Annotated in this window: 24 protein-coding genes and 1 pseudogene; 14 read left to right on the forward strand and 11 right to left on the reverse strand. The window is 57.2% G+C overall.

The genetic code is table 11. From position 1 onward, the window contains the following. The first annotated feature begins 99 nt into the window (after window positions 1-99). Window positions 100-1,119, forward strand: a complete 1,020-nt coding sequence (locus J0G10_RS05820) for a Leu/Phe/Val dehydrogenase (RefSeq protein ID WP_095049791.1) — start codon at window positions 100-102, stop codon at window positions 1,117-1,119. Between the two features lie 144 nt (window positions 1,120-1,263). Here J0G10_RS05820 and J0G10_RS05825 read toward each other — a convergent pair. Then, window positions 1,264-1,518 (reverse strand): annotated as a pseudogene (locus J0G10_RS05825) (YebG family protein); the annotation flags it as partial. Window positions 1,519-1,845: 327 nt separating this feature from the next. Here J0G10_RS05825 and J0G10_RS05830 point away from each other — a divergent pair. The 3 genes from J0G10_RS05830 (at window position 1,846) to J0G10_RS05840 (ending at window position 4,796) form a co-directional block, all read left to right on the forward strand. Then, entirely contained in the window at window positions 1,846-2,346 is a 501-nt protein-coding gene (locus J0G10_RS05830; protein WP_026000737.1) for a phosphate-starvation-inducible protein PsiE, read from the forward strand. A gap of 64 nt (window positions 2,347-2,410) precedes the next feature. Next, window positions 2,411-3,913, forward strand: a complete 1,503-nt coding sequence (locus J0G10_RS05835) for an AAA family ATPase (protein WP_220557896.1) — start codon at window positions 2,411-2,413, stop codon at window positions 3,911-3,913. Next, the gene (locus J0G10_RS05840; protein ID WP_220557898.1) at window positions 3,906-4,796 is read left to right on the forward strand and encodes an HNH endonuclease; all 891 of its coding nucleotides are present in this window, start codon (window positions 3,906-3,908) and stop codon (window positions 4,794-4,796) included. The genes J0G10_RS05835 and J0G10_RS05840 overlap by 8 nt, the downstream gene beginning before the upstream one ends. 88 nt (window positions 4,797-4,884) lie before the next feature. Here J0G10_RS05840 and J0G10_RS05845 read toward each other — a convergent pair whose 3' ends face one another. The 3 genes from J0G10_RS05845 to J0G10_RS05855 form a co-directional block, all read right to left on the reverse strand. Next, window positions 4,885-5,202: a DUF3509 domain-containing protein gene (locus J0G10_RS05845; protein WP_220557900.1), complete on the reverse strand. Its 318-nt coding sequence runs from the start codon at window positions 5,200-5,202 to the stop codon at window positions 4,885-4,887. A gap of 304 nt (window positions 5,203-5,506) precedes the next feature. Continuing rightward, window positions 5,507-6,808 (reverse strand): serine/threonine transporter, encoded by a 1,302-nt coding sequence (locus J0G10_RS05850; protein WP_095049794.1) that lies wholly within the window; start codon window positions 6,806-6,808, stop codon window positions 5,507-5,509. Between the two features lie 86 nt (window positions 6,809-6,894). Then, on the reverse strand, window positions 6,895-8,271 hold the full coding sequence (locus J0G10_RS05855) for an L-serine ammonia-lyase (protein WP_095049795.1): 1,377 nt from the start codon (window positions 8,269-8,271) through the stop codon (window positions 6,895-6,897). Window positions 8,272-8,406: 135 nt separating this feature from the next. On the opposite strand from J0G10_RS05855, the gene J0G10_RS05860 reads away from it, so the two are divergent. Beyond that, window positions 8,407-9,354 carry a LysR substrate-binding domain-containing protein gene (locus J0G10_RS05860; protein WP_093436172.1) on the forward strand — a complete coding sequence of 316 codons (948 nt, stop codon included), beginning with the start codon at window positions 8,407-8,409 and terminating at the stop codon, window positions 9,352-9,354. Window positions 9,355-9,554: 200 nt separating this feature from the next. After that, window positions 9,555-9,959, forward strand: a complete 405-nt coding sequence (locus tag J0G10_RS05865) for an HPF/RaiA family ribosome-associated protein (protein ID WP_095125420.1) — start codon at window positions 9,555-9,557, stop codon at window positions 9,957-9,959. Between the two features lie 387 nt (window positions 9,960-10,346). Here J0G10_RS05865 and J0G10_RS05870 read toward each other — a convergent pair whose 3' ends face one another. The 4 genes from J0G10_RS05870 to J0G10_RS05885 form a co-directional block, all read right to left on the reverse strand. Further along, entirely contained in the window at window positions 10,347-10,715 is a 369-nt protein-coding gene (locus J0G10_RS05870) for an endonuclease domain-containing protein (RefSeq protein WP_095125421.1), read from the reverse strand. Window positions 10,716-11,046: 331 nt separating this feature from the next. Next, complete coding sequence (gene fecA, locus J0G10_RS05875) at window positions 11,047-13,380, reverse strand: TonB-dependent Fe(3+) dicitrate receptor FecA (protein ID WP_220557902.1); 2,334 nt, start codon at window positions 13,378-13,380, stop codon at window positions 11,047-11,049. A 90-nt stretch (window positions 13,381-13,470) separates the two neighbouring features. After that, on the reverse strand, window positions 13,471-14,403 hold the full coding sequence (locus J0G10_RS05880) for a DUF4880 domain-containing protein (protein ID WP_220557904.1): 933 nt from the start codon (window positions 14,401-14,403) through the stop codon (window positions 13,471-13,473). Further along, window positions 14,400-14,888 (reverse strand): sigma-70 family RNA polymerase sigma factor, encoded by a 489-nt coding sequence (locus tag J0G10_RS05885; protein WP_095125424.1) that lies wholly within the window; start codon window positions 14,886-14,888, stop codon window positions 14,400-14,402. Before J0G10_RS05885 ends, J0G10_RS05880 begins: the two co-directional genes overlap by 4 nt. A 190-nt stretch (window positions 14,889-15,078) precedes the next feature. On the opposite strand from J0G10_RS05885, the gene J0G10_RS05890 reads away from it, so the two are divergent. The 7 genes from J0G10_RS05890 to J0G10_RS05920 all read left to right on the forward strand — a co-directional run bounded on the left by J0G10_RS05890 (window position 15,079) and on the right by J0G10_RS05920 (window position 22,191). Continuing rightward, complete coding sequence (locus tag J0G10_RS05890; protein ID WP_095125425.1) at window positions 15,079-15,384, forward strand: DUF3649 domain-containing protein; 306 nt, start codon at window positions 15,079-15,081, stop codon at window positions 15,382-15,384. Further along, window positions 15,381-16,967: a PepSY-associated TM helix domain-containing protein gene (locus tag J0G10_RS05895; RefSeq protein WP_220557906.1), complete on the forward strand. Its 1,587-nt coding sequence runs from the start codon at window positions 15,381-15,383 to the stop codon at window positions 16,965-16,967. The genes J0G10_RS05890 and J0G10_RS05895 overlap by 4 nt, the downstream gene beginning before the upstream one ends. Continuing rightward, window positions 16,967-17,293 carry a DUF3325 domain-containing protein gene (locus J0G10_RS05900; protein WP_095049802.1) on the forward strand — a complete coding sequence of 109 codons (327 nt, stop codon included), beginning with the start codon at window positions 16,967-16,969 and terminating at the stop codon, window positions 17,291-17,293. The genes J0G10_RS05895 and J0G10_RS05900 overlap by 1 nt, the downstream gene beginning before the upstream one ends. A gap of 1 nt (window position 17,294) precedes the next feature. Next, window positions 17,295-17,861: an RNA polymerase sigma factor gene (locus J0G10_RS05905; protein WP_095049803.1), complete on the forward strand. Its 567-nt coding sequence runs from the start codon at window positions 17,295-17,297 to the stop codon at window positions 17,859-17,861. Next, window positions 17,858-18,847 (forward strand): FecR family protein, encoded by a 990-nt coding sequence (locus J0G10_RS05910; RefSeq protein WP_095049804.1) that lies wholly within the window; start codon window positions 17,858-17,860, stop codon window positions 18,845-18,847. The genes J0G10_RS05905 and J0G10_RS05910 overlap by 4 nt, the downstream gene beginning before the upstream one ends. 206 nt (window positions 18,848-19,053) lie before the next feature. Further along, window positions 19,054-21,483, forward strand: a complete 2,430-nt coding sequence (locus J0G10_RS05915; RefSeq protein WP_220557908.1) for a TonB-dependent siderophore receptor — start codon at window positions 19,054-19,056, stop codon at window positions 21,481-21,483. 168 nt (window positions 21,484-21,651) lie between these two features. Continuing rightward, window positions 21,652-22,191 carry a hypothetical protein gene (locus J0G10_RS05920; RefSeq protein ID WP_220557910.1) on the forward strand — a complete coding sequence of 180 codons (540 nt, stop codon included), beginning with the start codon at window positions 21,652-21,654 and terminating at the stop codon, window positions 22,189-22,191. Between the two features lie 12 nt (window positions 22,192-22,203). On the opposite strand, the gene J0G10_RS05925 is transcribed toward J0G10_RS05920, so the two are convergent. Continuing rightward, a complete protein-coding gene (locus tag J0G10_RS05925; protein ID WP_220557912.1) occupies window positions 22,204-23,079 on the reverse strand; it encodes an AraC family transcriptional regulator in 876 nt (291 codons plus the stop codon). A 139-nt stretch (window positions 23,080-23,218) separates the two neighbouring features. Between J0G10_RS05925 and J0G10_RS05930 the strand changes: the two genes are divergently transcribed. Then, window positions 23,219-24,121, forward strand: a complete 903-nt coding sequence (locus tag J0G10_RS05930; protein ID WP_220557939.1) for a DMT family transporter — start codon at window positions 23,219-23,221, stop codon at window positions 24,119-24,121. A 19-nt stretch (window positions 24,122-24,140) separates the two neighbouring features. Here the strand turns inward: J0G10_RS05930 and J0G10_RS05935 are convergent, their stop codons facing one another. Further along, window positions 24,141-24,650 carry a DUF2165 family protein gene (locus J0G10_RS05935; protein WP_123451815.1) on the reverse strand — a complete coding sequence of 170 codons (510 nt, stop codon included), beginning with the start codon at window positions 24,648-24,650 and terminating at the stop codon, window positions 24,141-24,143. Window positions 24,651-24,798: 148 nt separating this feature from the next. Beyond that, window positions 24,799-25,773 (reverse strand): 2-hydroxyacid dehydrogenase, encoded by a 975-nt coding sequence (locus J0G10_RS05940; RefSeq protein WP_220557941.1) that lies wholly within the window; start codon window positions 25,771-25,773, stop codon window positions 24,799-24,801. Window positions 25,774-25,833: the final 60 nt, after the last annotated feature.

Here is a 25,833-nt window from a genome sequence, read left to right on the forward strand (position 1 = left end):
AGCCGTTGTCGGCGAGGGCGCTTATTCCGGTGCGCTCCAGCAATTTTCAGGCGCAGGCCTATACTGGCGTTCTACAAGAAGTGATTCGGGAGCCCAACGATGTTTGCGCTCATGCAAAGCACTCGCCTGGAATCGCTGCACCTTAGCGTTGATCCGGTCACCGGGTTGAAGGCGGTCATTGCCATCCATAACAGTCGCCTCGGGCCAGCCTTGGGCGGATGTCGTTATCTCGCCTATCCCAATGACGAATCCGCCGTCGAAGATGCCATTCGCCTCGCTCAGGGCATGAGCTACAAGGCTGCGCTGGCGGGGCTGCCGCAGGGCGGAGGCGTGGCAGTGATCGTGCGCCCGGCTCATGTGGAAAACCGTGGCTCGCTGTTCGAAGCTTTTGGCCGTTGCATCGAACAGCTCGACGGTCGCTACATCACCGCCATCGACAGCGGCACCTCGGTGGCGGATATGGATTGCATCGCCCAACAGACTCAGCACGTCACCAGCACCACCTCGGCCGGCGACCCCGCTCCGCATGCCGCGATGGGTGTATTTGCCGGCATTCGGTCAACGGCCATGGCGCGGCTGGGCAGCGACAACCTGGAAGGCTTGCGCATCGCCATTCAGGGGCTGGGCAATGTCGGTTTTGCCTTGGCCGAGCAATTGCACGCCGCCGGCGCGGAACTGCTGGTCAGCGATATCGACCACGGCAAGGTACAACTGGCGATGGAACAGCTCAACGCGCACCCGATTGCCAACGATGCATTACTCAGTACACCGTGCGACATTCTTGCGCCGTGCGGTCTGGGCGGTGTGCTGAACAGCCACAGCGTCACGCAACTGCGTTGCTCTGCCGTGGCAGGTTCGGCGAATAATCAACTGACGCATCTGGATGTCGCCGATCAACTGGAACGGCGCGGGATTCTGTATGCGCCGGATTATGTGATCAACGCCGGTGGCTTGATCTACGTTTCGCTGAAACATCGTGGCGAGGAATTGCCGACGATTACTGCGCATCTGTCGAAAATCAGTTCGCGGCTGACCGAGGTGTTCGCCCATGCACAGGCGGAAAAGCGTTCACCGGCGCGGGTGGCAGATGAGTTGGCGGAGAAAGTTTTGTATCGCTGAGTTTCACAGGCATGAAAAAGGCCCTGAGCCATTCGACTCAGGGCCTATTCAATTCGGGCTGGATTACTTCGCAGCCTTCGCCGCTTTGGCTGGCTTGGCCGGTGCTTCAGCAGGTTCCGCCGCCTCAGCTTGTTCAACTGGTTCTGCCGGTGCATTGAGCAGCTCGGACAGTGCATCCGGCTGGCTCTTGAACGCCCGGGCGAACACATCGCGATTCTTCGCCATGTAGATCCCGGCTTCTTCCACTTGCTGTTCAGTCAGGGACGGAACGGCTTTTTGCAGCACATCGGCCAGATATTCGGCCAGTTCGAGCATTTTGTCATGACGGTCAGCTTCGGCTTTATCCATGAACAAGCGCTCCAGATCTCGGCTGCTGCGGTATACCACTTCGACGGCCATTCACCACCTCACATGCCTTCACATTAAGTTGTCTTGACGACTACTGTATCCATATACAGCGAAAAGGATAAGCGAATCCCTGCGCCATGGGTAGTGGCTTTTCAATGTAGACCGGATTTCGGGTTTGTCAGGCCGACCGTGTCGCTGCATTCGCGAGCAGGCTCGCTCCCACAAAAGCACAGCGGTGCGACCAAACGCCACGGCGCGGGTCTGGCGGCGGTTCGCCATGATGGCGTGGCCTCTTTTCTGCATGAAAACCGTTACGTGCAGAAAACCGTCACGTCCAACACGCATCATCCGCTCGCATTCGAGCTAAGGAACATCATCGTGAAAATCAACTGGGCCGAGAAACTGCGGCAAAACGTGCATCAACTGGCCGAGTCCCTGGGCAACCTGTTCGTCGAAACCTTTCACTATCTGGCGCTGTTCGCCATCGGTGCGGTGACGGCGTGGGCGGCGGTGATGGAGTTTCTCGGGATGCTCGAGGAAGGCCACATCAAGATCGATGACATTTTGTTGCTGTTCATCTATCTCGAACTTGGGGCGATGGTCGGAATTTATTTCAAGACCAACCACATGCCGGTGCGCTTCCTGATCTACGTGGCGATCACCGCGCTGACCCGTTTGCTGATCTCCAACGTCTCGCACCACAACCCGCCGGACATGGGCATTATCTACCTGTGCGGCGGCATTCTGTTGCTGGCGTTCTCGATTCTTGTGGTGCGTTACGCCTCGTCACAATTTCCTTCGGTGAAGATCGAGAAACCGCAGCGCAAACTTGGCGCCGGTTCCAGCGAACATCCGGAAGTCGAGAAGGGCGAGTTGTAGGACCCTAAAGTTAGAATAACGTTAGGGATAGCGAAATTTTATAATTTATTTACAGGGAGTAATTATGTTGATTTTTAAAGGGCGTCCAATTGGCGGTGCCGCTGGACCGTATTTTTTTATTCTTCCCAATCTAGGGTGGAATGATTATTCGTTTGTTACGTTGTTTCGCTCTTTTTATGTTGACTCGAATGGTCAAGAGCTGTTTGTGGGAGAGTTGAAAGTAGGGTTTGCAGGTCAGGATGAACAGCAGCGTACAGCGGATTTCATACCGTCTGAATTCTCGTCTTTAGAAACAGGTTTTTTTTCACTTGGCCAAAGCCCTGAATACTATGAGACGCTTGAAAAAAATCTTTCTAATAATGTGCTAACTGCGTATTTGGTTGCTCTAAAAGATGTTGTTTATGATAATCGGCTTTTTGATCTTGCATATAGAGAAGCTTCGTTTGTTCAATCGCTGACAAGATTTGTCAGTCTGTCTTCGATTAAAGGGCACTTTAGAGGTATTCTTCATGCGCCTGGTGCTTTGCGAAGTTATGGGCTAAAGTTTACCGAAGAGGCAACCGGGGTTGAGATGGATTTTTCAGTGTTCCCTGATTCCCGACCTCCGAGTAATATACATGTCCTGATCGGAAGGAATGGTGTAGGTAAAAGCTATATATTAAAGCGTGTAGCCAACTCAATCGACAAGAATGATGGCGCGGTCACTAATCGTGATCGTACTACGGTGCGTGTTGAGGATTTTGGATTGTTGCTATATTTTTCGCTTGGTGTATTTGGTAATCCTCTCGATGATATTGATTTCAATGATTCAGAGATTGATAAGTATAAAACCAAGAAAAAATACATCGGTATATATGATCAGAAGACTCGACAGCTAAAAAGTGTTACCGGTGGTATGGCGGTTGAGTTTGCTGAGTCCTTGAAGAACTGCTTGCTGGGATCTGAGGTTAAGAAAGAACTTTGGTTGAGTGCAGTTCGATCGTTAAGTGTGGATGTTAACTTTCAAGAGTTGAATATTTCGTCTCTGCTTGAAGAGTTGGATGAAAATAGGCTCATAGTAGCTGCGCGTGAATTGTTTGTTTCTTTAAGTTCGGGGCATGCTGCTGTTATCTACTACGTTACTAGCGTTGTGGAACTGGTGGAGGACCGTACTATATGCTTGTTCGATGAGCCGGAAAACCATCTACATCCACCTTTGCTATCGACCTTCGTTCGAGTGTTGTCTGAATTGCTCGCCGTCAAAAATGGACTGGCAATAATTGCTACGCATTCACCTGTAATCGTTCAAGAAGCTCCCAGGTCATGCGTATGGAAGGTAAATCGCCTCGCGGGAGGACTGGAGGTGTCGCGTCCTTGCATAGAAACGTTCGGTGAAAGTGTCGGGGAAATCACTACGGAAGTATTCAATCTTGATGTCAGGAATTCTGGATTTTATAAGTTGTTGGCAAATGATTCGAAGAATTTTCGGAGCTATGATGACTTACTCGAAAAGTATAATAGGGCAATAGGGTTGGAAGGTCGAGCAGTGGTGTCGTCCAGTATGCGGAAGGGGCGTTATCATGGCTAAAGTAACCTATTCGTTTAATGAGGTATTTGATGCGTGTGTTTTAGGGCGGCGAAGAATAGCGCTCACTCCTGATGAGGAGAAGTTGAAAGTGTTTTTGCGCGGCTCGCATAAGGTTTTCAAGTTGCATTGTCAGTTGGTTATGTGTCATTTATATCCGGAGCAGTCTAGTCGTCGTGGCGTTGGCTTGCCAGCCTATTTAAACGAGATGTATGAAGATAAGTTGGCTGCAAAAAATACCGCTGGCAGATTTTATTATGAGAAGCTTCGCGCGTTAGCTCCAGATAAAAAATGCCAGATATGTCACCATGGTGACGTTTATAGCCTGGATCATTATCTGCCGAAAAAATTTTTTCCATCATTGTCAATATCCGCATTCAATTTGATACCCAGTTGCTTTCCGTGCAATGGAAAAAAGCTCACTTATGTGCCTCGATCGCCTGGCGAGCAAACAATTCATCCAAGGTTTGATAATTTTTATGATGGGGATTGGTTGCAGGCAGATTATGTAGACTCTTTGGATGAGGTTGTTTTTAGGCCAAATGTTATTTTGTATCCTGAAAAAAGCATAAATTATGCGCGTATTGCGAAACACCTTGCAGTACATGGGTTGCACGAGTTGTACGAAACTCTCGCTATGCGAGAGGTTCGGCGAATCGTTAGTGTCTCAAAACAAACGGGAGAAGGGCTTGAGGAGCTGCTAAAGTTGGAACTAACAAAAATAAAAGATAATTCGCGCGGCTTTAATAAGTCAATGTATACGTTTGAGCAGTGGAAGGTTGCTACGTGTAGGGCGTTGCTGGCATCTAATAGATTTCTGAACGGAGGGGTAGGTATTTTTGGTCGTCAAAGTCAATATGTTTTGCCAGATCACGATTTTACTTAGTTTAAAAATTACGTGATACCTCTCAGGTTCCGTCCTAACGGAAAGTCAGGATCTTCCCGAGAGTATCGCGATTAGTAAAAATTGTTAATCAAAGACCCATTGTCGATCCAGTTCTCCCGACGACTTGTGGCGGTGGCGGGGTCAGCCCGTCGCCGCTGGTCATCGCTTCGAGGATTGCCATGGCGCTGTGGCCCTGCTCGATGGCAATGCCGAACTGGATGCTTTGCACCAGACGCTTGAGGCGCACGGGGTCGTTGCGCTGCTCGGCGCTGATCATGCGCTTGGCCACGATCCGGCCGCTGTTGGACAGGGTCAGCATGATGCTGCCGTCCAGGCCTTGAATGCTCAGGTTGATCTGATAGTCCGGCGCAAAGGCATCGGTAATGATCTGAAAAGGATTGTCCATGATGCGTCACCGCCTGATTGAACGTGCAGTTGTTGACCGGCCGTGATCGGGTTGGTTCGCCCAACCGGATCATCGGCCATTCCGTGGCCTGTATTTGTTGCTTTCATGTAGGAGCTGTCGAGGAAACGAGGCTGCGATCTTTTGCTCTTCAGTGTTTTGATTTCGGTCACGAAGAGCAAAAGATCGCAGCCTGCGGCAGCTCCTAAAGGTATGTAGCAAGGGCTGTGCCGGGAAAATTGTCGAACAATGAACACGGGGATTAAAAAGGCGAGCCACGCGGCTCGCCTTTTTTAGTGGCCCGTTTTCAGGGCAGAACCGAGTAGATGATCGCTGACAGTGCAATCAGGCCGATCAGCACCACAAACACGTTGGACACCTGCCCCGAATACTGGCGCAAGGCCGGCACGCGGCGGATGGCGTACATCGGCATCAGGAACAACAGGCAGGCAATCACCGGCCCGCCGAGGGTTTCGATCATGCCAAGGATGCTCGGGTTGAACGTTGCCACGGCCCAGCAACTGAGGATCATGAACACGGCGGTCGCACGGTTCAGCCAGCTCGCTGACATCACCCGGCCACGGCTGCGCAGGCTTTTCACGATCATGCCCTGGAAGCCTTCACTGGCGCCGATGTAGTGGCCGAGGAAGGATTTGGTGATCGCCACCAGCGCAATCAGCGGCGCGGCGTAAGCGATGACCGGGGTCTGAAAGTGGTTGGCCAGGTACGACAGGATCGAAATGTTCTGCGCCTTGGCCGCTGCCAGATCCGCCGGCGACAGCGCCAGCACACAGCTGAAGCAGAAGAACATCACCGTGACGACCATCATGCCGTGAGCCATAGCGAGGATGCCGCTGCTTTTGCGTTCGGCCTGCTCGCCGTAACGTTGTTTCTGCTCAACCGCGAACGCGGAAATGATCGGCGAATGGTTGAATGAAAACACCATCACCGGAATCGCCAGCCACATTGTCTTGAAGAAAGCGGACATTGGCATGGCTTCTTGGGCACTGGCAAAAAACGCACCGTTCCAGTTTGGAATCAGGCTGAGCGCCAGTAGCAGCAATGCGGCAACAAATGGATAAACCAGCACGCTCATGGCTTTGACGATGACGCTTTGACCACAGCGCACAATCGCCATCAAACCGAGGATCAACACCAGCGAGAGGATCGCCCGTGGTGGCGGAGTGATGTGCAATTGGTGTTCGAGGAAACTGCTCAGGGTGTTGGTCAGCGCCACGCTGTACACCAGCAGAATCGGGAAGATCGCGAAGAAATACAGGAGCGTGATCAGCTTGCCGGCACCGATGCCGAAGTGTTCTTCGACCACTTCGGTGATGTCCCCGGAACGCCCGGACAACACGAAACGGGTCAGCCCACGGTGGGCAAAAAACGTCATCGGGAAAGCCAGTACGGCGAGAATCAGCAAAGGCCAGAAACCGCCGACGCCGGCATTGATCGGCAGGAACAAGGTGCCAGCACCGATCGCAGTGCCGTACAGGCCGAGCATCCAGGTGGTGTCGAATTTGTTCCAGCCCTTGTGGGCCGTTTCTGCATTGCGTGTGCGGTCTACAGCGGGATTTTCGGCAGCAGGTGTACGTACATCGGTCATCGGTATCGCCTCGTTATTATTTTTGCTCGGGCTCACGGTTGGCAGGCGGCTTTGTGCGGCCTGCCGGGGCGGTCAGGGAATGGGCCTCAGCATTCCACCCAGCTCACGGCCAGGCCGCCCCGTGAAGTCTCTTTGTATTTATCGTGCATGTCGGCGCCGGTGTCGCGCATGGTGCGGATCACCCGGTCGAGGGAAATGAAGTGTTTGCCGTCGCCGCGCAGGGCCATTTGCGTGGCGTTGATCGCTTTCACGGCGGCGATGGCATTGCGCTCGATGCACGGCACCTGTACGAGGCCGCCGACCGGGTCGCAGGTCAGGCCAAGGTTGTGTTCCAAGCCGATTTCGGCGGCGTTCTCCAGTTGTTCCGGGGTGGCACCGAGCACGTCGGCCAGGCCAGCAGCGGCCATCGCACAGGCCGAACCGACTTCGCCCTGGCAGCCGACTTCAGCGCCGGAGATCGAAGCATTTTTCTTACACAAAATGCCGACAGCAGCCGCGCCCAGAAAGAAAGCGACGACATCATCGTCAGACGCGTCCGGATTGAATTTCATGTAGTAGTGCAGAACGGCCGGGATGATTCCGGCTGCACCGTTGGTCGGCGCGGTGACCATGCGCCCGCCGGCGGCGTTCTCTTCGTTGACGGCGAGGGCGAACAGGTTGACCCATTCCATTGCCGACAGAGTGGAACTGATCACGTTCGGCTTGCCGATTTCCAACAAGCTGCGATGCAATTTCGCTGCACGACGCGGCACATTCAGACCGCCGGGCAGAATCCCCTCGTGGCGCAGGCCCTGTTCAACGCACTCACGCATCACCGACCAGATGTGCAGCAGGCCCTGGCGGATTTCCGCGTCAGTGCGCCACGCGCGTTCGTTGGCCATCATCAGCTCGGAGACGCGCAGGTTGTGCTGTTTGCACAGCGACAGCAGTTCGGCGGCGCTGGAGAAATCGTACGGCAACACCACTTCACTCGCCGGGGCGACACCGGACTCGGCTTCTGCCGCCTCGATGATGAAACCGCCGCCAACCGAGTAATAGGTCTGCTCGAACAGCTCGGCCGTTTCGCCAAAGGCTGTCAGCGACATGGCGTTGGGGTGGTAGGGCAGGCTCTCATCCAGCAGCAGGAGATCACGCTGCCAGTCGAAGGCAATTTCTCTCTGACCGGCGAGGGACAGTTGGCCTGTCTCGCGCAGTTGCTGGATACGTGAATCGATGGTCGCCGGATCGATGCTGTCCGGCCATTCGCCCATCAGGCCCATCACCGTTGCGCGGTCGGTGGCGTGCCCGACGCCGGTGGCCGACAGTGAGCCGTATAAACGGATTTCCACACGGCGCACATCGTTCAATAAACGTTGATCAATCAGCTCCTGAGCGAAGGTCGCGGCGGCGCGCATCGGGCCTACGGTGTGGGAACTGGACGGGCCGATGCCGACTTTGAATAGATCGAAAACACTGATAGCCATGCTAAACCCTTACAAGCAATGGAGTAGGAATCGCTGCCATTTTTTGTAGGACAAGCGCAATGTCGGCGATACTGCCTACCTCGGTCCTACGTGACTAACGAAACTTCCTAAGTAAGCCTTTAGCAGGACTAAACGATGAGTCGTCAATTGCATGCGCAGACCTATGTCTGGCTGCAGGTGTTTTCCTGTGCCGCGCGGCACCTGTCGTTCACCCGTTGTGCCGAAGAGCTGCACATCACCCCGGGGGCGGTCAGTCAGCAAATTCGTCAACTTGAAGAACGACTTGGTTTCCGTCTGTTTCATCGGCGCGCGCGTGGTGTGGAGCTGAGTGCGGAGGGGCAGCGGCTGGCGATTACCGTCAACGAGGCATATGGCAGCATCGATGCCGAATTGCGTCGACTTGATGCCGGAATGATCAGCGGGATTTTGCGAGTGCGCTCGATTCCGTCGTTCCTCAGCAAGTGGCTGACGCCGCGCTTGCCACGCCTGCAGCAACGCTATCCGGACATTCAGTTGCGTTTGGTGGCAGAGGACAGCAGCGTGCCCTTGCACGAAGGCGATTTTGATCTGGCGATCGATTTGAACGACGGCAGTTACCCGGGATTGTTATCCACAGCCTTGCTCGACGAGCAGATTTTCCCGGTGTGCGCACCGAGCCTGTTGCGCGGGCGACCACCGTTGCACGGGCCGGCGGATCTGGTGCATTTCCCGGTACTGCACGACATCACCGCGTGGCGTGGCAGTTATGAATACGCGGAATGGGAATTCTATTTGAACGCGATTGGTTTTGAGGGCGCCGACGTACGGCGTGGGCATACCTTCAATCGCAATCATCTGACCATCGAAGCGGCGATTGCCGGCATGGGCGTGGCGATTGCCCGCCGCACCTTGCTTAACGATGAATTGGAGCGAGGGACGTTGATTGTGCCGTTTGGCCTGTCGGTGCCTAATCACAAACGCTATGTGTTGCTCTATGCACCCGGGGCTTTAAGCCATCCGGGTGTGCGTGCGGTGCATGATTGGCTGGTCGAGGAGGCGGGGATATTTCGCAGTTTGCACCCGTTGAACGACGGGCAGTTGTGAGCAAATTTTGCCGGGGTGCGAGGCGACCCAACTCCCGACCTTACCAGTGCTTTGCTCGGTTGTCCGGCTTTTTTTGCGAATGAATATTTATCTTTTTTCAGGGGTTGAAATGTTCGTCGGTCGGGCCGATTGTTGTAACCAGGAGGTCAGGAAATTCAACTCAAGGCCTCTCACGAGCTAGCTGAAATAAGGGATGAACTATGCAAATCCAAGTCAACAGCGATAACCATATTCAAAGTAGTCAACGACTGGAGGAGTGGGTACGTACAACCATTGAGAGCACGCTCGAACGTTATGAAGAAGACCTGACCCGTGTCGAAGTCCACCTGAGCGACGAGAACGGTGACAAACCAGGTCCCCATGACTTGCGCTGCCAACTGGAAGCGCGGCCAAAAGGCCATCAACCGATTTCCGTGACCCATAAAGCCGATTCGCTGGAACTGGCGATCGACGGCGCTGCCGAAAAACTCGAGCACGCCCTGGAGCACCTTTTCGGCAAACTGCGAGGTAAACCACGTGCCGCTGTGGTGCCATTTAGCAAGGCGAATGACGCTCTGCTGGAGGAAGAATTTCTTGAGAATGAACAGGCAGCGATCAACAGTTGATGCGCTGATTTTATAGCCACCCAATGAGAGCGGGCCTGCGAAAGCAGGCCCGTTTTTGTTTGCGGCGGTTTTTTGCGCAAGGCACAAGAGCGCGGCCCCTCACCCCAGCCCTCTCCCTCCGGGAGAGGGGGCCGACCGAGGTGTGTTGCGGGTTACATCGACCTGAAAGACAGCGTCGACTATGGATTCGGCAAAGCACTTCAGGTTGATGTATTTCTGAAGCATCCCGCAATCAGTCCCCCCTCTCTACGGGAGAGGGCCGACCGAGGTGTCTGAAGAGGTACGTCGACCTGAAAGACCGAGTGATTATGGATTCGGCAAAGCAGAATCAGGTCGGCGTAGCTCGCAAGCATCCCCCGGTCAGTCCCCTCTCCCTCTGGGAGAGGGTTAGGGTGAGGGCATTTTTCGATTCGCTGCAGTTCTTATGATCTGCTCCAGCACATCGTCCATCTGCTGGATCACCTGGAGATTACTGAAGCGCGCGACTTCAATGCCCTTCTGATTCAGATAGTGCGTCCGGCGTTGGTCATGAATCAGTCCCTGCGTTTCAAAGTGCTGACCGCCATCCAGCTCAATCGCCAATTTCAACTCCGCACAGTAAAAATCCAGCACGTAAGGCGGACACGGAAATTGCCGACGAAATTTCAGATTGGCGATTTGGCGGGAGTGGAGTTTTTGCCCGAGCAGGTGTTCACAGTCGGTTTGGTTAACGCGTAACTGGCGGGCGAATTGGGCGAGGGTGGGGCGAGTTTGCATGCTTCACGATCCTTGTGAAGTTGGTTTGAAGTTTTACTGTAGACCATGACCCGCTGACCCTCACCCCAGCCCTCTCCCGGAGGGAGAGGGGGCCGACCGAGTCGTATTGCGGGGTACATCGACCTGAAAGACCGAGTCGATTATGGATTCGGCAAAGCGGTTTCAGGTCGAGTCGATTATGGATTCGGCAAAGCGGTTTAAGGTCGAGTCGATTATGGATTCGGCACAGCACGTTCAGGTCGGCGTACCTCGCAAGCATCCCCCAATCAGTACCCTCTCCCTTAGGGAGAGGGCTAGGCGGGCGGCGTTCCGATGAGGGGCTTTTCAATCCTCAGAACGCTACAGAAGTCTGGACGTACACCGTACGCGGCTCACCCACATACTTGCCCTTGTTGTTGTCATCAAACGAGCGCGTGAAGTACTGCGTGTTGAAGATGTTCTTCACGCCCACCGCCACATTCAAGTCCGACAACTGCGGCCCGAAGTCATACCCCGCGCGGCTGCTGAACAGCATGTAACCGGGGATCTTGCCAGTGCTGCCATCAGCACTTTCCTTCGAGGTGTTGGCGTTGTCGGCGAATTGGTCGCTCTGGAAGCTGCTGTCGAGATTCAGCTTCCACGGTCCTTCGGTGTAACCCACGCCAATCGTGCCTTTGTGTTTCGACGAGAACGGCACGCGATTGCCCTTGTTTGGTCCGTCTTCGCGGATAGTCGCGTCAACATAAGCGTAAGTGGCGTAGACATCGAAACCGGCGAGCGCTGGGCTCAAGTCATCCAGCGCGTAATTGACGCTGGTCTCGATCCCTTGATGGCGAGTTTCGCCACGGGCGATCACCGAATCGTTGGTCTGGTTGCTTTCGTACTGGTTGTCGAAGTTGATCAGGAACGCGCCGATTTCCGCGCGCAACGCGCCGTTGTCATACCGCGTGCCGAGTTCCCACGTACGCGCCTTCTCCGGTTTTACTTCGCCGCTGGTCACCCGGTTGGGCATCTGGCTGTATTGCACACTGCCGAACGAGCCTTCGGTGTTGGCGTACAGGTTCCAGCTGTCGGTCAGGTGATAGAGCACGTTCAACGCTGGCAGTGCGGTGTTGTAGTCGCCCTTGTATTTGACGTTGGTCAGGTTGTTGGTCTGCTGCGACTCGATCATCTCGTAGCGCACGCCCGGGGTGATGGTCCATTTGCCGATGTCGATGCGGTCGTCGACGAAGAACGCATTGGCTTCGGTGCCGCCACGGGTGTCGCGGTCATTGCGACTGTTGGTGGTTGGGTATTGGTTGCTGCTGATCGGCGTGCGATAGCGCAGTTCGTGACCGGCCTCGTTGATGTAGCGGTAGCCGACGCCGACTTCATGGCTGGTCGGGCCGAGGTCGAAACCTTGGGCGAATCGGGTTTCCAGGCCACGCACCCAATACTCGCGCGGCGACAGCGAAAGGAAGGTGCCCTGATCGAGATAACCGCTGCGCAAGGTCTTGGTGAAGAACGTGTTGGCAGTGAATTCGCGGCGATCTTCCTGATAGCGATAGCCGAAATTGAACATCGTGCGGCGGCCCCAGAACTGGTCCTTCGGACGCGTCGATTGATACGGATCGGCGTCGTAATCGGCCACGTTCAGACCGCCGGGCATGTCAGCCTTGCCTTCGTAATACTGGGCCATGGCGTTGAAGCTGTTGGCTTCGTCGAGCTGGTATTTGCCCTTGAGGATCAGGTCGTCGATTTCAGTGTCGCTGTGTTCGCGCCAATCGCCGCCACGGGTGCCGGAGTAGAGCAACGCGCCGCCGAGGCCGTTGGCGTTGGTGCCGCCGGCCAGCAGGTTGGCGCTGGTCTTGAAGCCGTCGTGGCTCGACGATGGGCTGGTTTCAGTTTGGAAACCGCCCTTGACCGTTGGCTCGTTGGGAATCGCCCGGGTGACGAAGTTGACCACGCCGCCGACGTTTTGCGGGCCGTAACGCACCGCGCCGCCGCCGCGCACGACGTCCACGGCATCCATGTTGCCCATGCTGATCGGCGCGAACGATAACTGCGGCTGGCCGTAGGGCGCGAACGGCACCGGAATGCCGTCCATCAACACGGTCGAGCGCGCGGCCAGTCGCGGGTTCAAGCCACGGATACCGAAATTCAGCGCCATGTCGTGGCTGCCGGTGCCGTTGTTGTCTGGAGCGTTGACGCCGGGGATGCGATTGAGCACATCCCGCGCCTGAGTGGCGCCCTGGCGTTCGAACTCTTCGCGGCGGATCACATCGCGCGCGCCCGGGTGCTCGAACACATTGATTTGCGCAGCGTCGCCGAGCCAGTCGCCGACGACTTTCGAGGTGTCCAGCTCCAGCGCGGCATCCGCCACCGGTTGCAGGCTGAACGCATTGTTGCCTTCGGCGCGCGCTTGCAGACCGGTGCCTTCAAGCAATGCATTCAAACCCTGCTCAGGTGTGTAACTGCCTTCCAGGCCACGGCTTTGCACACCGCTGGTGACTTGCGAACCAAACGAAATCAGCACGCCCGCTTCACGGCCAAACTGGTTGAGGGCGTTCTCCAGCGACGACGGCGCGATGTGATAAGCCTTGGCATCAGCGGCCAGCGCGGCGGGCAGGGCACTGAAACTCAGGCTGGCGCCGAGGACAAGATTGCGCAGGGTACGAGCCAGTGGCGTGAGGCGGGTGGAGTGCATGTCGGATGATCCTGAGAAGGTTGAATCAAGGGGGCTTTCCTTCTCTGTCACGCCAGATCTGAAAAACGGCTCATTTATTTTTGATGTTTTTTAAACCCGCGCTTCGACGCTCACCCAGTAACGGGTAAAGCGCTTCACCTTCACCGGCAAACTGATTTCCAGCAGGTCGAGAATCCGCTCGCTGTCGTCCAGTGGGTAAGTCCCGGAAATCAGCAGGTCGGCGACGTTCCTGTCGCAATTGAGCTGGCCGCGACGATAGCGGCCGAGTTCATCGAGGAAGTCGCCCAAACGCATATGCGCGGCCACCAGCATGCCGTCGGCCCAGGCGCCGCTGTTGGCATCCAGCGGTTTGGCTTCGCTGATGGATTTCGAGGTGAAACTCAGTTGCCGTGCAAGCGGCAGCAGCATCGGCGCGCGTCCATTGCTGCTCAGTTCGACGCGGCCGTCAAACAGCGCAACCTGCGTGCGATCGGCAAACTGACGCACATTGAGACGTGCACCGTGAGTTTCAAGAATGCCCTGAGCGGTGCGCACTTCGAAAGATTGCGCGGCAGTCAGGAGGATTTCGCCTTCGAGCAAGCGGATCAGTCGCGCCGAGACATCCACATCGGCGGCACTGGCTGTGTTGAGTTGCAACTGATCGCCCGCACCGAGCGCCACCTTGCGCCGTTGCCCGATCGGACTGCGGTAATCAGCGAGCAGCGACGGCAATGGATTGTGCTCACGCACCCCCCAGGTGACAGCCGATCCGGCGCCGAGAATCAGCAGCAGTTTCAGCGCCTGACGACGGCTGCCGGACTTCGGCCCGTTCAACGCCGCGTGTGCCAGCGGCGAAGACACACCGCGCAAACGCTGATTGACCCGCTGAATATGCTCCCACGCCCGCCGGTGTTCGCTGTGTGCCTCCAGCCATTGTTGCCAGGCCTGTTGCTGGCGCGGGGAGAGCGTGCCCTGCTGCATTTCCATCAGCCAATGCACGGCCTGTTCAGCCACTTGGGAGGAGAAATCCGGCACGCGGTTCATAAGGCGAAGTAGCAGCGCATGGCGGCTTTGTTCAGATGACGTTTGACCGTGGCCACGGATATGCCCAGTTCAGCGGCGATCTGTGGATAAGTCAGGCCATCGACCTGCGCCAGCAAAAAGGCGCGTTTGACCTGACGCGGCAAACCGTCGAGCAACTGATCCAGCTCCATCAGGGTTTGCAGGATGATCGCCTTGTCTTCTTCCGACGGCGCGACCATGTCCGGCATCTGCGCCAAGGTGTCGAGGTAAGCGCGTTCGACATCCTGACGGCGGTAATGATTGAACAGAACGCGCTTGGCCAACGTCGTCAGAAAGGCGCGCGGCTCGATGATCACCGGAGGTTCGCGGGCGGTCAGCACCTTGATAAACGTGTCCTGCGCCAGATCCGCCGCGCTGTCCGGGCAGCCGAGTTTGCGCCGCAGCCAACTGGTGAGCCAGCCGTGATGGGCCTGATAGAGCGATTCGACAGGATGGGCGGACGACAACGGTATTACTCCGGGCGCTTGATGGCGCGGTAGAGAGTATGCGTTAGAGAACAAGAACTGTTCGCATTGTAAGGGGCGAAACGCTTAACCGGCAATCAGATGCTTTTGCGTATGAGAATATTTATCATTAATATTGCTCGCCTGTAGGTTCGGCTCATCGGCCGGACGTTTTTCGTTTCAGGGTCGAAACATGAAAGGCAAGCTCGCCACACTTCCCATCTCCTATCGTCTGGCCGTCACCTCACGGGTGCTGGCGGCGGTGTTTGGCGGCTATCTCGTTGCGGCGCTGGCCAGTGTCACCCTGACGCTGTGGCTGCCGTTGAGCCGCGCCGAAGCGGTGGTGACCGGCATGACCATTTCCTTTCTGGTCTATCTGGTGGCGGTGCTCTGGTGTTTCGCCTGTCGTACGGCGTGGTCGGCCTGGGTCGGTTTGCTGGTGCCAAGCGTTATTCTGGCGACCATCTCTGGCGCAGCACGTGGATTGGGCCTGGCATGAAAGAGGGCTTTCGTCAGGCGATGGCCTGGCTGCACACCTGGGCCGGACTGCTGTTCGGCTGGTTGCTGTTCGCGATTTTCCTGACCGGGACGCTGGCCTATTTCAAAGATGAGATCAGCCACTGGATGCAGCCGGAAATCCCCGCGCGATCGGTGAGTGCCGAGACGAGCCTGACGCTGGCCCAGGATTATCTGCAGCAACACGCGGCCGGCGCCTCACGCTGGCTGATCGATTTGCCTGATGCCCGAGATCCCGGCCTGACCGTGCGCTGGCAGCCAGTGCCGGCCAATCCCGGTGAGCGCGGGCGCTTCGAGTCGAAAACCCTCGACGCGCAAACCGGCGCCGAAGTGCAGGGCCGCGACAGCATGGGCGGCGAGTTCTTCTATCGCTTCCACTTCCAGTTGCAAATGCCTTATCCGTGGGGCCGCTGGCTGGCGACGATTGCCGCGATGGTGATGTTCGTCGCGCTGATCACCGGGATCATCACCCACAAGAAAATCTTCAAGGACTTCTTCACGTTCCGCCCGCGCAAGGGTCAGCGCTCCTGGCTCGACGGGCATAACGCGGTGGGTGTGCTGGTGTTGCCGTTTCACTTGATGATCACCTACAGCAGCCTGGTGATTTTCATGTCGATGGTCATGCCGGCGAGCATCGTCGCGTCGTACGGCAGTGACGTGCGCACGTTCTATGATGAAGTGTTCCCCGCGTCGAAAACCCCGGAGCGCGCCAACATCGCGGCACCTTTGGCAGCCATGGCGCCGCTGTTGAGCAAGGCCAGCGAGCAATGGTCGGGCGGCCACACGGCGCGTCTGTCGGTGAGCAATCCGGGGGATGCCAATGCCACGGTGGTGCTGTCCCGTGCGGGGGATCGCGTGGTGCATGATTTCGGCCGTGCCGTGACGTTCAACGGGGTGACCGGGCAGATGCTCGGCAGCACACCGGAGCAGCCAATGGCGATGGCGGTGGGTGGTGCGTTCTATGGCTTGCACATGGGTCACTTCGCCGGGCCGCTCCTGCGTTGGCTGTATTTCATTTGCGGATTGGCCGGCACGGCGATGATCGGCACCGGGCTGGTGATCTGGTTGGGCAAGCGTCAACTCAAACATGCCAAGAGCGGCGTGATGCCGTTCGAACTGCGGCTGGTTGAAGTGCTGAACATCGCCAGCATGGCCGGGTTGGTTGCGGCGGTGGCTGTATTCTTCCTGGCCAATCGTCTGTTGCCAGTGAGCCTCGCCGAGCGCGCAGATTGGGAAGTGAATGCGTTCTTTATCGCTTGGGCTTTGAGTGTGCTGCACGCGCTGCTGCGTCCGGGACGAAAGGCCTGGGTTGAGCAACTCACCCTGAGCGCCGCCCTGTTTGTCGCGGTGCCGCTGGTCAATGCGCTGACCACCCCTTGGAATCTCGGCGTTACCTTGATGCAGAGGGATTGGGCATTGGCCGGTTTTGATCTGACGTGCCTCGCAACCGGTTTGTTCCTGGCTTGGGCCGCGTGGAAAATGCAGCGCGCCGGCAACACCGTCAGCATTAAAAAGCCCCGCCGCGAACAGGCCCGGCCGATCACCCTTGAACAAGGGGCGAACTGATGCTCTTGCCCTTGTTGCTTACCTACGCCGGATTCACCGCGTTGTGCCTGTCGATGCCTCGCCACCACGATGAATTGCTCGGTCACAAACCGTCCACGCGTCGCCGTCAGGGCCTGAAAGTCGGCGGATGGTTATTGCTGTGTTTGTCGCTTTGGGCGGCGGTGAAGGCCAACGGCTGGAGCTTCGGCCTGGTCGACTGGTTTGCCGTGCTGATGCTCAGCGCCTTGGTGTTGGTTTTGTTGCTGCCGTATCGCCCGCGGTTCGCATTGACGCTGGCCGGGGTCAGTCTGCTGGCGAGCCCGGTCGCCGCATGGGCGCAGTGCTGAAGTGCTGATCGGTCTGCCACCGGAATCCCGCGACGATGAGCCGCGTGGGGCACGTGCGCATTTTCTTCAGGTGTTCCTGTCCCAGCGTTCGCAAATGGAAGCGCTGGTAAACCGGCGCGTCGGTTGTCGGGCGACGGCGGCGGATCTGGTCCAGGATCTGTTTCTGCGTTTTTGGCGGCGACCGCTGGTGCAGGTCGAAGAGCTCAGCACCTATCTGTTGCGCTGCGCCGGCAACATCGCCATCGACCATCTGCGCAGCGAAGGCACGCGCACGCGGGTCAACGAAGGCTGGCAACCGGACGAGCCGCACAGCCACGGCAGCGAACCACAAGCAGCGCTGGAAGCGGGCAATGATCTGAAGTATGTCGAAGCGGCGTTGCGCGCCTTGCCAGAGCGCACCCGGCAGATCTTTTTGCTCAATCGCATTCACGGCCGCAAGTATGCGGAAATCGCCAAAGCCATGGGCCTGTCCCAAAGTGCCGTGGAAAAACATATGATGCGCGCCCTCGAGGCCTGCAAGGCCAGCCTGCGCGAACCCGCGCCACGCCTGCCAGGGAAAGCACCGTGAAGCCATCCGATTCCGTCATCCCCACGCCCGCGCAAGAGCAGGCTGCGTTCGCCTGGCTGAGCTTGTTGCATGACCGGCCGAGCGCGGGCGATCAACTGACCTTCAGCCAATGGCTGCGTGCCGATCCGGCGCACGCCGAAGCTTACGCACAGGCTCAGGTTGTGTGGGAGTTGAGTGAAGGCCCGGCGCGAACATTGGCCGATGAAGAAGCCTTCGCGTTGCAGGGTTACCTTCATGCGATGGACCGCCCGCGTCATTCGCCCGTTTTGCGCTGGTCGGGCGCGCTGGCGATGGCCGCGTGCTTGTTGCTGATGATCAGCCTTGGCACCGGTTGGCAGCCGCAGCGCTGGATCGATGACCTGGGCGCCGATTATGTCTCGGCACCCGGTGAGATCCGCACGGTGACACTCGCCGATCAATCGCAAGTGACGCTGGATGGCGACAGTGCGATTGCCGTGGATTTCAGTCATGGCGAGCGGCATGTGCAATTGCGTCGTGGTGCCGGTTTCTTCAGCGTCACACATACGGGGGATCCGTTTGTGGTCGCGGCGGAGCAGGGCGAGGCGCGGGTGCTTGGCACGCAGTTCGAAGTGCGACTGCAGCCTCACGGTGCGCAGGTTACGGTGTTGTCGGGGCGCGTTGGTGTGACGGCGGATCGCGAGGGTGAACAACAGATCCTCATCGCTGGCCAGCAGGTTGCTTACGGCGAAGGCACAGCGCAAAAGCTTCACTCGGTGGACAGCGACGCGCAACTGGCATGGCGTCAGGGCTGGCTGACTTATTACAAGTCGACACTGGCTGATGTGGTGGAGGATTTGCGCCGTTATTACCCCGGGCGGATTGTGTTGCTCAACGATGAGCTGGCGGCGCGCAAGGTCAGTGGCAGTTTTCCGAGCAAGGATCCGCAGGCGGTTTTGAGTTCGCTGCAAGGGGTGATGGGGTTTGAGCAGCATCAGGTGTTGGGTCATCTGATTATTTTGCGCTGAGGCGGCTAAAGCCATCGCGAGCAGGCTCACTCCTACAGGGGAACGCATTCCAAATGTAGGAGTGAGCCTGCTCGCGATGGCGCCCGATCGAACACCACAAAAAATAATTTTCAAATGTTGGTGAGGTAAACATCAGCCCCATCCGTGTAGTGACTGAAACTGCGAGTCATTCGCATCCGTTGCGGTTCTACACAGGTCATTGAGCAATGAAGTCCAGGGCAAAATCGGGTTCGGTCAAACAATGGTTAGGCGTGTCGGCACTGAGCTTTTCAGCATTGGCGCTGTTGCCGCTGACCGTCGCGCTCGCCGCTGAAACCGCCAGCAGTCAGGCGCAAAAGCAGTTCAACTTTTCCCTGGTCGCTAAACCGCTGCCGCAAGCCTTGAGCGACTTCAGCCGCGTCACCGGGCAGAGCGTGGTCTACACCGACGAAGCGCCCTACGGCCTTACAGCTCCGGCCGTCAATGGCCAGATGAGTGCTGAACAGGCACTGCAACGTTTGCTCAGCGGTTCCGGCCTCAACTTCCGCCGCACCGACAGCCACACGCTGGCGCTGGAGCCTCAGCCTACTGAAGGTGCGCTGAATCTCGGCGCCACGACCATCACCTCGACCCGCGATGAATCGATGAGCTACCAGCCACCGGAAACCAGTTCGGTGATGCGCTCCTCGGCCTCGCTTCAGGAAATCCCGCAGACCGTCAACGTCATCCCGGCGCAAGTCATCCGCGATCAGGCGCCGCGCAATCTGGATGACGCGTTGGCCAATGTCAGCGGCATCACCCAGGGCAACACCTTGGGTAGCACTCAGGACTCGGTGATGACGCGCGGTTTCGGTGACAACCGAAATGGCTCGATCATGCGCGACGGTATGCCGATCGTGCAGGGGCGTGGCATGAACGCCACGGTCGATCGGGTTGAAGTGCTCAAAGGCCCGGCCTCGTTGCTCTACGGCATTCAAGACCCGGGTGGCGTGGTCAACCTGGTCAGCAAGAAGCCTGAACTTACTCAATACAATGCGCTGACCTTGCGCGGCTCGACCTACGGCGAGGGCAAGAACGGCAGCGGCGGCACCTTCGACAGCACCGGCCCGTTGGGCGATTCCGGGCTGGCCTATCGCATGGTGCTCGACCACGAAGACGAAGATTACTGGCGCAACTTCGGCACCCACCGTGAAACCCTGATCGCCCCGTCGCTGGCCTGGTTCGGCGAGAGCACCAAGCTGTTGTTCGCCTACGAGCACCGCGAATTTCTCACGCCGTTCGACCGCGGCACGCTGATCGATCCACGCACCAATCACCCGCTGGACATCTCGCGCAAAGAGCGCCTCGACGAGCCGTTCAATAACATGGAAGGCCGTTCGGACCTGTATCACTTTGAAGCCGACCACGACCTCAACGACGACTGGAAAGCCCACTTCGGTTACAGCTGGAACCGCGAGACCTACGACGCCAGCCAGGTCCGCGTGACTGCAATCGACACCAAAAAAGGCACGTTGACCCGCAGCATGGACGGCACCCAGAACGCGATCAGCACTGACCGTTTCACCACCGCCAGTCTCGAAGGCAAGGTCAACGTGCTGGGCATGCAGCATGATCTGGTGTTCGGCGTCGATGACGAGTACCGCAAGATCTACCGCGAGGACTTGATCCGACAGAAAAGCCTGACCACGTTCAGTTACCTCAATCCGGTGTATGGCCGTGAAGTTGCCGGTACGACCGTCAGCGCCCCCGACAGCGCGCAGACCGATGAACTGCGCAGCGATTCGGTGTTCATGCAGGACTCGATTCACCTCAACGATCAGTGGATTCTGGTCGCTGGCGGACGCTTTCAGGAGTATGACCAGTACGCCGGCAAAGGCGTGCCGTTCAAGGCCAACACCGACAGCAACGGGCAGAAATGGGTGCCGCGCGCCGGTCTGGTGTATCGCTACACCGACGCCTTGTCGTTCTACGGCAGCTATACCGAATCGTTCAAACCCAACTCGACCATCGCCCCGCTGAGTGGCAGCAGCACCGTACTCGACGGCAGCATCGCACCGGAAGAAGCCAAGTCGTGGGAGCTGGGTGCGCGGCTGGACATGCCGGGGCGTGTCACCGGCAATATCGCGTTGTTCGACATCAAGAAACGCAACGTGCTGGTGGCCAATTCCGAAGGCCCGACGACGATTTACAGTGCGGCCGGTGAGGTGCGTTCGCGCGGTCTGGAAATGGACCTGACCGGTCAGTTGAGCGACCACTGGAGCATGATCGGCAGCTACGCGTACACCGATGCCGAAGTGACCGAAGACCCGGACTACAAAGGCAAGCGCCTGCAGAACGTAGCGAAGAATTCCGGTTCGTTGTCGGCGGTGTATGACTTCGGCAGTGTGATCGGCGGCGATCAATTGCGCGTCGGCGCCGGGGCGCGTTATGTCGGCGAACGAGCGGGTAACGCGGTGAATGATTTTGATCTGCCGAGCTATACCGTGGCCGATGCGTTTGCCACTTACGACACCAGGGTTGAGGGGCAGAAGGTCAAGTTTCAGCTCAATGTGAAGAACCTGTTTGATCGCACGTATTACACCTCGGCGGCGAGCCGGTTCTTTGTGTCGATGGGGGATGCGCGGCAGGTTTCGTTGTCGAGTACCTTGGAGTTTTGAGAACAGAGAAGTTAATGCGCTTTTCGGCGGCCCCTTATAGATATTTTCGTTCTCAGCTACTGCATGGTAATTGTAAAACGATCTAATTACCTGTCAGTTATGACAGGTGCTTTGGTGAGGATTTAAATGTGTACTGTCTTCTCAATATCTTTGGAAGAGAGTATTGCCATGTCAAATGACCATGTAGCTGGAGCCGAGGGTTATTTTTTAAAGCTCATTGCGAAAGAAGACTTCAACGGTGTGAAGCCTGATTCACCGGAGAACTTTTCGAGTCTGGATCTTGAACATTTTTCTCTACAAACGCTCGGTGGCGAAAACGGCGCTTCTATGTCGACGATTTTGTTTGAGTCGGATCAGCGTTATGTGGAGGGTCAGTTCGAGGGGACCGGGATTCAATGCAGCGGTGACCACCAGAATGAAAATGATTCTGCCGAACTTCGGATTGTTCTGAAACCTGAAAAAGTTCACCGTTTGCGCTTTGCATTAGATGTTTTTGCGACCCAGAATGTATCGCATATCGAGTTTTACGAGCCATCTGGAAACGTGTTGAAACGCTTCGAAAACAAGCTCGGGTGGATCGATTATCAGGTACCCCTGCTGGACAAAGAAATAGCGAGTATTGCGCGTGTTTCTATCTACTATAGGGTCTATTTTGGGACACCGTATATTGATTCGTTTGAGCTGTGGCGATGGCAGAGCTTTGAGTAATTGCGGAATAAGTCATCGTAAAAACGCCTGTCGATACTCGCCAGGTGTTCCTCCCAAAACCTGTTTGAACCGATTGGTGAAATGACTCGCGCTGGCAAACCCGCACGCCAGCGCAATCTCACCCAACGGCAACGCCGTCCCGCGTAACAACTCCCGCGCCCGGCTCAGGCGCCGCGCCAGCACATATTGATGCGGCGGCAGGCCGAAACTGGTGCGAAACATCCGCGCAAAGTGGTATTCCGACAGCGCACACAATCCGGCCAATTGACCCAGGCTGATCGGCTCGGCCAACTGGTTGTCGATGAACTCCACCAGTTGCCGACGCTGGTGTGGTGCCAGTCCGCCCTTCAATCGCAAACCCTGACGCGCGCCGACCTGACTGAGCAAAGTGTGGCTGATCAACTCATGGGCGAGGCTGCTGGTCAGCAAGCGTTCGGCGGGTTCGTCCCAATTCAGCGTCAGCAGTTGCCGGAAGCGTTGCGCCTGTTGCGGATCTTCGAGAAAGGTCTGCTCGCGCAACAGCATCTCGCGGGGTTCGCGATCGAGCAGCGTGACGCAACCGAGGGCGAATTGTTCGGCGCTGAAATACAGGTGCGCCAAGCGAATATCACCGTTGATCACCCAGCCCGATTCATGATCGGCCGGCAGGATGCACAACTTGTCCGGCCCGCCTTTTTGCCCAGGTTGATCGCGACGAAAAGTGCCGGTGCCACCGGCAATGTAGCAGGACAACGTGTGGTGGCTTGGCGCTTCGTAATCCTGTGCATCGTGGTGGTTGGTCCACAAAGCGGCAGACAAGCCGTCACCGAGCTCGGCGCTGTGCACCAGGCGTGCGTTCGGCGAGCTGTTCAACGCTTGAAAGACTTGCAGGGTATCGATGGTGGCCATGGTCGGTTCTCTTCAACGCCTTGCATCCTACTCCGTAGACACCGCGCTGCCAGCCTGCCGCCAGACAAAAGCGCAAGAATCTGCAAGCGCACAAACCTGGCTCGGGCAGACACTCAAGGCCTATCGAGGAGTGTCTGCCATGAACCTGTCGTTGTATTTGCTGACCGTGCTGATCTGGGGCACCACCTGGATTGCCCTGAAATGGCAGCTTGGCGTGGTGGCGATTCCGGTGTCGATCGTCTATCGCTTCGGGCTCGCCGCGCTGGTGCTGTTTGCGCTGTTGCTGCTCAGTCGGCGCCTGCAACCGATGAACCGCCGCGGGCATCTGATCTGCGTGGCGCAGGGCTTGTGCCTGTTCTGCGTCAATTTCATGTGCTTCCTGACCGCCAGTCAGTGGATCCCCAGTGGTCTGGTCGCGGTGGTGTTTTCCACCGCGACGCTGTGGAACGCGCTGAATGCGCGGGTGTTCTTTGGTCAGCGCATCGCGCGCAATGTGCTGATGGGCGGTGCGCTGGGGCTGTTCGGCCTGGGCATGTTGTTCTGGCCAGAACTGGTCGGGCATCAGGCCAGCCCGCAAACCTTGCTGGGGCTCGGCCTGGCACTGTGCGGGACGTTGTGTTTCTCGGCGGGCAACATGCTGTCGAGTCTGCAACAGAAGGCTGGACTCAGACCGCTGACCACCAACGCCTGGGGCATGGCCTATGGTGCAGCGATGTTGTCGGTGTGGTGCCTGGTCAAAGGCATTCCATTCGACATGGATTGGAGCTCGCGTTATGTCGGCGCGCTGCTGTATCTGGTGATTCCGGGTTCGGTCATCGGCTTCACTGCTTATCTGACGCTGGTCGGGCGCATGGGGCCGGAGCGTGCGGCTTACTGCACGGTGCTGTTTCCGGTGGTGGCGCTGAACGTTTCGGCGTTTGCTGAAGGCTATCAGTGGACAGCACCGGCGCTGGTCGGGCTGGTGTTAGTGATGCTGGGCAATGTGCTGGTGTTTCGTAAACCGAAAAGAGTTGCGGCGCCAGTGCAGGGAAAGTTGGCCTGAAATAAACGAGCGCTGAACTTCAGCGCTCGACTTTCAGGGTGATGTAAATCATCACCGGGAATATGAAGTCAACAATATGTCGTGCCCAGTCCTTGGCGTTCCATGATTGCGAAGTGTCCATGTCAAACCATTCAACCCCCACGGTTTGCAGGCACACGTAATAAATGAAGATGGCCGCGAGTATACCCATGATCGAGAACTTTTTTGCCTCGTGGAATACCTCGGCGGAAGCGTTGATGTTGCGGTATAGCTGATAGGTACCTATCAGGCACAACACCGTATAGGTGACTTCGAGGGTGATGATGAACCAGTAGATACGGTGATGGATCATCGGCGATTCAATGGCTCGATACTTGAGGGTTTCACTGGCTGTGGTGGTGTCCATGCTCAGGATGTGGGCCACGTAAGTGTAGTTTGAGCCATAGTCGGTGAAATTGTGGAACATCACCAGCAGGCCAAAGAAACTGATGTAAGCCATCAATATAACTTTGCTGTAGCGGATAAGTTTTTCGGTGGTCAGGGTGTTCAAGGTTTTAGCTCTCCTTAGCGCTTGTCGATGATTCGATGGCCAGATGGAGCTTATAATGCTGTTATTTGATTTGGTGTGTTGTTCAATTTCAAGTTGTGTATGGCAGTAACTAACGGGCAAGTGCGTTGTTGCACTTGCCCGTATTTTTTTATCCGCGCCAGACTTGCGGGTTGACCAGATCCTGCGGGCGTTCGCCGAGCAGGGCGCTACGCAGATTGGCCAGCGCACGATTGGCCATGGCCTCGCGGGTTTCATGCGTCGCCGAGCCGATGTGCGGCAGAGTGACGGCGTTACTCAGCTGGAACAGTGGCGATTCGGCCAGCGGTTCTTTTTCGTAGACGTCGAGGCCGGCGCCACGAATGCGTTTGTTTTGCAGGGCTTCGATCAACGCCGGTTCATCGACGACCGGGCCACGAGATATGTTCACCAAAATCGCGCCGGGCTTCATCAGCGCCAGTTCGCGATGGCTGATCAGGTGGCGGGTCTTGTCGCTGAGTGGCACCACCAGGCAGACGAAGTCGGCTTCGGCGAGCAGTTCATCAAGGCTGCGAAATTGCGCGCCAAGTTGTTGTTCCAGGTCGGTCTTGCGGCTGTTGCCGCTGTAGATAATCGGCATGTTGAAGCCGAAGTGGCCACGGCGGGCGACGGCGGCGCCGATGTTGCCCATGCCGACGATGCCGAGGGTTTTACCGTGGACGTCGCAGCCGAACAGCGGGGCGCCGACGCTGGCTTGCCATTGGCCGGCCTTGGTCCAGGCGTCGAGTTCTGCGACGCGGCGGGCGCTGCTCATGATCAGGGCGAAGGCGAGGTCGGCGGTGCTTTCGGTGAGCACGTCGGGGGTGTTGGTGAGCATGATCCCGCGTTCGTTGAAGTAGGCGAGGTCGTAGTTGTCGTAGCCGACGGAGACGCTTGAGACCACTTCCAGTTTTGCGGCGTTTTCCAGTTGTGCGCGGCCGAGTTTGCGGCCGACGCCGATGAGGCCGTGGGCGTGGGGCAGGGCTTCATTGAATTGGGCGTTGATGTCGCCGTTCTTTGGGTTGGGGACGATGACGTCGAACTCTTGCTGGAGGTGTTCGATCATGGGCGGGGTGATGCGGCTGAAGGCCAGGACAGTTTTTTTCATCGTTTTTGGCTCTTGTTCGGGCTTGATACCAAGCACGCTAACATTTTTGTTTTGGGGTGT

It is taken from the genome of Pseudomonas germanica (assembly GCF_019614655.1).
Taxonomy (GTDB): domain Bacteria; phylum Pseudomonadota; class Gammaproteobacteria; order Pseudomonadales; family Pseudomonadaceae; genus Aquipseudomonas; species Aquipseudomonas neuropathica.